This is a genomic window from Halopseudomonas yangmingensis (genome assembly GCF_900114825.1).
Lineage (GTDB): Bacteria > Pseudomonadota > Gammaproteobacteria > Pseudomonadales > Pseudomonadaceae > Halopseudomonas > Halopseudomonas yangmingensis.
In genome coordinates, this window is the sequence record NZ_FOUI01000030.1 from 1 (window position 1) to 5,249 (window position 5,249).

At 53.1% G+C, this 5,249-nt stretch carries 7 protein-coding genes; 5 read left to right on the forward strand and 2 right to left on the reverse strand.

Features of this window, described 5'->3' with window-relative positions; all coding sequences use genetic code 11:
- Both istA and istB read left to right on the forward strand, forming a co-directional pair.
- Positions 1–1,260, forward strand: a 1,260-nt coding sequence (gene istA / locus BMZ23_RS14540; protein ID WP_093479012.1) for an IS21 family transposase, incomplete at its 5' end; no start/stop codon positions are given.
- Positions 1,257–1,997: an IS21-like element helper ATPase IstB gene (gene istB / locus BMZ23_RS14545; protein ID WP_093479015.1), complete on the forward strand. Its 741-nt coding sequence runs from the start codon at positions 1,257–1,259 to the stop codon at positions 1,995–1,997. The genes istA and istB, both read left to right, overlap by 4 nt.
- 264 nt (positions 1,998–2,261) lie before the next feature.
- On the opposite strand, the gene BMZ23_RS14550 is transcribed toward istB, so the two are convergent.
- The gene (locus BMZ23_RS14550) at positions 2,262–2,468 is read right to left on the reverse strand and encodes a hypothetical protein (RefSeq protein WP_093479018.1); all 207 of its coding nucleotides are present in this window, start codon (positions 2,466–2,468) and stop codon (positions 2,262–2,264) included.
- 171 nt (positions 2,469–2,639) lie between these two features.
- On the reverse strand, positions 2,640–3,344 hold the full coding sequence (locus BMZ23_RS14905; protein WP_143069620.1) for a hypothetical protein: 705 nt from the start codon (positions 3,342–3,344) through the stop codon (positions 2,640–2,642).
- A gap of 179 nt (positions 3,345–3,523) precedes the next feature.
- On the opposite strand from BMZ23_RS14905, the gene BMZ23_RS14555 reads away from it, so the two are divergent.
- From BMZ23_RS14555 to BMZ23_RS14570, 3 genes are all read left to right on the forward strand, one after another.
- Positions 3,524–3,718, forward strand: a complete 195-nt coding sequence (locus BMZ23_RS14555) for a type II toxin-antitoxin system VapB family antitoxin (protein WP_093479021.1) — start codon at positions 3,524–3,526, stop codon at positions 3,716–3,718.
- A complete protein-coding gene (gene vapC, locus BMZ23_RS14560; protein ID WP_093479024.1) occupies positions 3,715–4,116 on the forward strand; it encodes a type II toxin-antitoxin system VapC family toxin in 402 nt (133 codons plus the stop codon). The genes BMZ23_RS14555 and vapC overlap by 4 nt, the downstream gene beginning before the upstream one ends.
- A gap of 867 nt (positions 4,117–4,983) precedes the next feature.
- Positions 4,984–5,249 (forward strand): transposase (locus BMZ23_RS14570; RefSeq protein WP_143069621.1); only part of this gene is annotated, 266 nt, incomplete at its 3' end.

Here is a 5,249-nt window from a genome sequence, read left to right on the forward strand (position 1 = left end):
CTGGCGGTGTCAGACCGGAGCATCCGCCGGTATGTGCAAGCACTCAAGCAGCAGGTTGCCAGCGGTCAGTTGCGCTACTACGAACCGGTTGTTGAGTCGGTGCCGGGCGTCCAGTGTCAGGTCGATCCCGGTGAGCTGCGGGGCGTCATGATTGGCGGCCTGGAGCGTGTCGTTCACTTTGTGGTGTTTGTGCTGTCCTGTTCCCGGCTGATGTACGTCGGGCTCGACTTCCGCCCGTTGGACACCGAGCGGTTTATTCAGATGCACGACGAGGCTTTCCGCTACTTCGGCGGCGTCACCGAGGAGTGCATTTACGATCAGACCAAGATGGTGGTGATCAACGAGCAGTACCGTGAGCTGACGCTGAACCAGCGCTTCCACCAGTATGCGACTACCGTCGGGTACCGCATCCACGCGTGCGAGGGTTATGACCCGGAGAGCAAGGGCAAGGTGGAGGCCGGGGTCAAGTACGTCAAGCGCGACTGCTTTTACGGCGAGCACTTCCAGGATGAGGATGCCGTTCGGCAGCACTTGCATGACTGGCTTGAGACGGTGGCCAATGCACGCTTGCACGGCACGACGGGACAGCATCCACGAGCGCATTTCGAGGCGCTGGAGCGTATCCAGCTCAAGCCCTATCTGGTCCCACATAGCCTGCTGCACGTGGCGCAGGCAGTCGAGACCCGCAAGGTCGACAAGACCGGCTTGATCTCATGGCAAGCCAACAAGTACTCGGTACCCATGGCGTGGCAGCAAGCCCGTGTGGGTGTCAGCTCACAGGACGACCAGTTGCTGATCCATGACCTGGAGAGCGGTGAGCTCATCGCCACCCACGACCTGTGCAAGGCCAAGGGCCGGATGGTCAAGAACAACAACCATTACCGAGACCATGCCCAGCGCATCACCGACCTGGAGCGCGGTATCGATGCGATCTTGCCCGATGACCTGGGTGCAACCCTGTGCCAACTGCTCAAGCGTACTTCGCCACGTATCTACAAGGACCAGCTGGTCGCTGCACGGGACCTGCTCATGGTCCATGCGCCGGTTGATACCGTGTTGCTTGGTGAGCTGTGCGAGCGCAGTGAACTGACTGCCACTGGACTCAAGCGCTATCTCGAAGCCTGGCAGCAAGCCAAGGCGCGTGGCCGGATCATCAGTGACCACGACTATGCGCCAGAGGCAGGTAGCCGGGTCAGTCATGCTGACCTGAACGCTTATGCCCGCATTGGCCAGCCGACTGGCCACGGGGTGACCCTATGAGCCTGCTCGACAGCACCATCGCGCAATACCGAAGCCTGCGCCTCAGCGCGACCGCCGGTGAGCTGGCCACCCTGCTGGCCAAGGCCGAAGCCAATGAACTGTCCTACCTTAACTTCGCCCAATCACTGGTCGAGCATGAGCTTAACGCTCGCTCCAGCAGCCGCGTGAACCGCAACCTCAGACAGGCGCAGTTCCCCTCGGAGAAACATCTGGAGGCCTTCGATTACCGGCACCAGACCACCATCACCAAGCGGCAGGTCAGCGCCTTGCTGGACTTCAGCTTTATCGATAACCGCGACAACCTGGTGTTCATCGGACCACCGGGCGTGGGCAAGACCCACCTGGCCATTGGGATTGGCCACAAAGCGGTCCAGGCGGGCTACAAGGTGCTGTTCCGCACCGCCCTAGCACTGGTCGAGGATCTGGAACTGGCAGAGATGAAGGGCGAGCTGAAGAAACGGCTGAATCAGCTGAGCAAATACGACGTGCTGATCATCGACGAGCTTGGCTATCTGCCGATGACACGCCAAGCCCGGTACAACCTGTTCCAGCTGATCAACAACCTGTACGAGTACCGCTCGGTCATCCTGACCACCAACAAGGACTTCACCAGCTGGGGCGAGTTCTTCCATGACGACAACGTGGCCGTACCCATCATCGACCGCGTTATCCACCATTCACACATCTTTATGCTGGGAGGTGAGAGCTATCGGCTGAAGCAGAAAACTGGCGGTTAGCGGTACCCAAGTGGGTCAATTTTATTGGCCAAAAGTTGGTCAAAATTAATGGCCATTGACAGTGCGCATATAGCTTGATGTCATCTATCATTATTTTTCCTAGAATCAAAATTTGACCGTGTTACAAGGTCGTAACTTGGCTTGAGCTGTGCCTAACGCCCGCAGCACGGGCAAAATTGTAGCGCAGCGGAAATTTTGTCCCTGTGCCTGCGATTGTTATGCGCTGCATGAAGAAAACACCCACCTTTCGGTGGGCGTTCCCGCTTAAACAACTTTCAGCTTCGGCTTCTGTTGTTCTTGCATCAGGTCTCGAATAGCAGTTTCAGCAGCACTTTGCGCAACCTTCTCTGTGTAACCCTTTAACCATTTGTCAAAACCACCTTCGCGGCTTGTCATATGAAGGATTGCAGCAGTTCCATGAAGCCTTTTGCCGTCTTTAACCACCTTGAGACTGCATGTGTTTTCACTCATGGCAGGACCTCCGGTTAGATACACACCAAAAACGGTGCCCTAATAGCATTGGGGCATCTTCCCAGAATTCAAGGCTGTGAAATCGCATAACGTTTACATAAGCGGCGGCCTGACAAGGCCGTCCGGTGGAGGCCCAACGGGCCGGAGCGAACTTTATGCACTTGTTATATGCTATTCACTATCACCAATTCTTAGCTCAAGCCTTTTAAGATCAGAAATTCGGTATTGAACTATTGTTTCTTCGTTATCTCTGATAAGAAATACGTAATCTGCTAGGCGGCCGATATAAGTCAACTTTGTGGTAGGCGATTCTAACCCATCAGCGAGGTCTGAGCCAAATATATATAGCCGTGTACTTTCACTTATTGCCGCAGTTCTTGCGATAGTTGCTTCGGTTATAGATATGGCTGGAAGGCAACAAATTACAACACAAACAAAGAATCTGGATGACGCTGCGTTGAAGTTATCCGTTAGTGGCTTTGTGTGACTAAGGCTGACGGCACCAGGTAGTATTCCAGCTATCATCCCTATAAGGGCTGGGGTCCAAAAGTTAATATTTGCAGCAGCGAGCAAAATTATTGCTAGGTTAATGGCTAGCGGAATGCTAACGAGTAGCTTGATATATCTGGGGGCATCTTCGCCTCCTGGATTATTCGCGTACTTGCTAGGCCTTATGTACTCAATAAATATTGCTGGCATGAGGAGGAATGCTGAGAAAGTTAGGAATGGAACTGCATGCGAGATTGCCTCGCTTAGGGATATGTATTCGAATGGTTGGATCTGAAAAGCTGACCAGTAAAAAAATAAATTCAAAAATGCGCATAACAGCGTGTATGGAATAACGATGCTGGCAATTTTCTTGTATTCTTCAATCAATTTAATGGCCTTGTGAATATTTGGCTTGCATATAACGCCCCGCACAAGGGCCGCCAAATAAGCGCAGCGTTTTGGCTGTCCCAGCGACCAAAGGGAGCGATTGCTGCGGATTGTTATGTTTTTTAACCCATGCTAGAGTGTGTACATATACTCCATTCATACACACAGCTAGGTGATTTATGAGAACCAACATAGTAATAGACGACAACCTGATGGAGGCGGCCCTCAAAGCATCCGGGTACAGCACTAAAAAAGAAGCTGTAGAACAAGGACTTAAACTGCTTGTCTTACGAAGCCAGCAACAGGAAATTCGCAAACTGCGCGGCCGAGTGAAATGGGAAGGTGACCTGGAAGAGATGCGAGGCGGTAAGTGATTCTGGTCGATACCAGTGTCTGGATCGACTACCTTAACGGCGTCCAGAGCCCGCATACGGATGCCCTGGATGCGGGAATTGTCGCGGGTACCGTCGCCATGGGTGATTTGATTTTCCTGGAAATTCTTCAAGGCATCCGGAATGACAGCGAATATCGCCTGACCAAGCAGACACTGATGACCTTGGGCAGGCTTGAATTGTTTGGCGAAGGTATGCCTGAAAAATGTGCTGAAAATTATCGTGCGCTCCGTAAAAAAGGAATCACCATCCGCAAAACCACTGACGTCATTATTGCGACTTTCTGCATCGAACGACGAATGCCACTGCTATTTATTGATCGAGACTTCATTCCGTTCGTTGATCACCTAGGTTTGATCTTGGCGCTGCCGGAAACATAACGCCAGCGCACAACGGCGCCCTTGTAATGGAGGCGAAGCCGCAATGAAAAGGGCGTCCGGCGGCCATCGGCCGCGTATTGATGCGCCTTGTTAGGGCTTCGTACTCAATGTCTCGTGGCAACTTCTGAGAGATCCCACAGTGTGCCCGCCCAACCGCCTATAGCTCCGTTGTCTCCACATACCGGACAACGCCACACAATTGCATCATCTTCCGGATCAATATAGCTCTCAATCTCACCGGCACACGGTTTTCTACCGGGTTTCCTGCGGCATCGCACCTTTGGGAAACGTCCTTCTCCGTCAATGTCGCCGCTGGCCTCTTGTACGATCGCCGCAAAGTGCCCTGCCAAACGTCGACCAGAACTGGATTCTATCCCGATGGATCCATCTTGGTTCAGGTAATGCTGAAGATTAACAATCCAAGTATTAGCCATATGATCGCAATACCACTCTGAATAGACAGCCCTAACGCTAAGGTAACCGGCGCCGGAGCGCCAGCGGAGGGAACCAAAAGCGGTACGCTTTTGGCGTCCGGTTGACCGACTTGTTAAACGATTTCTCCCAAGTATCGATCAATTCTCTCTTGAGAACACAAGGGGTCAGCCAGCATGGCCGAAAGTTCTGACAAGAGCGGGAAGCCCAATCTTTTAGCAAGCCGCTGTGCCTCTTCCGCTTCAACTTCGCCACCACCGTACTCCCAAACGTGTAGTTCCAACATGTGGAACAAGGCCTTATAAATAGAGTTTCCATAAGACTTATAGTCGTCTGGGAATTCTAGGGAAACGCTGCACAAATCAACCATCTGCCTGATTACGCAGCCCCGAGTATAATCACCAGACACTGCCACTACCTCAGCCAAGCAATCAGATGAAGCAGATTACCTTCGCCCAAGCCGAGCATCAGAACAAGAAAAAGGTTACCCGCCGGGAACGCTTCCTGGCTGAGATGAATGTGCTGGTGCCCTGGCAGCGCCTGCTGGATGCCCTGTCGCCCTCGTATTACCCAGACGCTGCCGGCAAGCGTGGCCGTCCACCGACTCCACTGGCACGCATGCTGCGAATCTACTTCTTGCAGCAGTGGTACGGCCTGGCTGATGAGGCCCTTGAGGATGCGATTTACGACAGTCAGGCGAT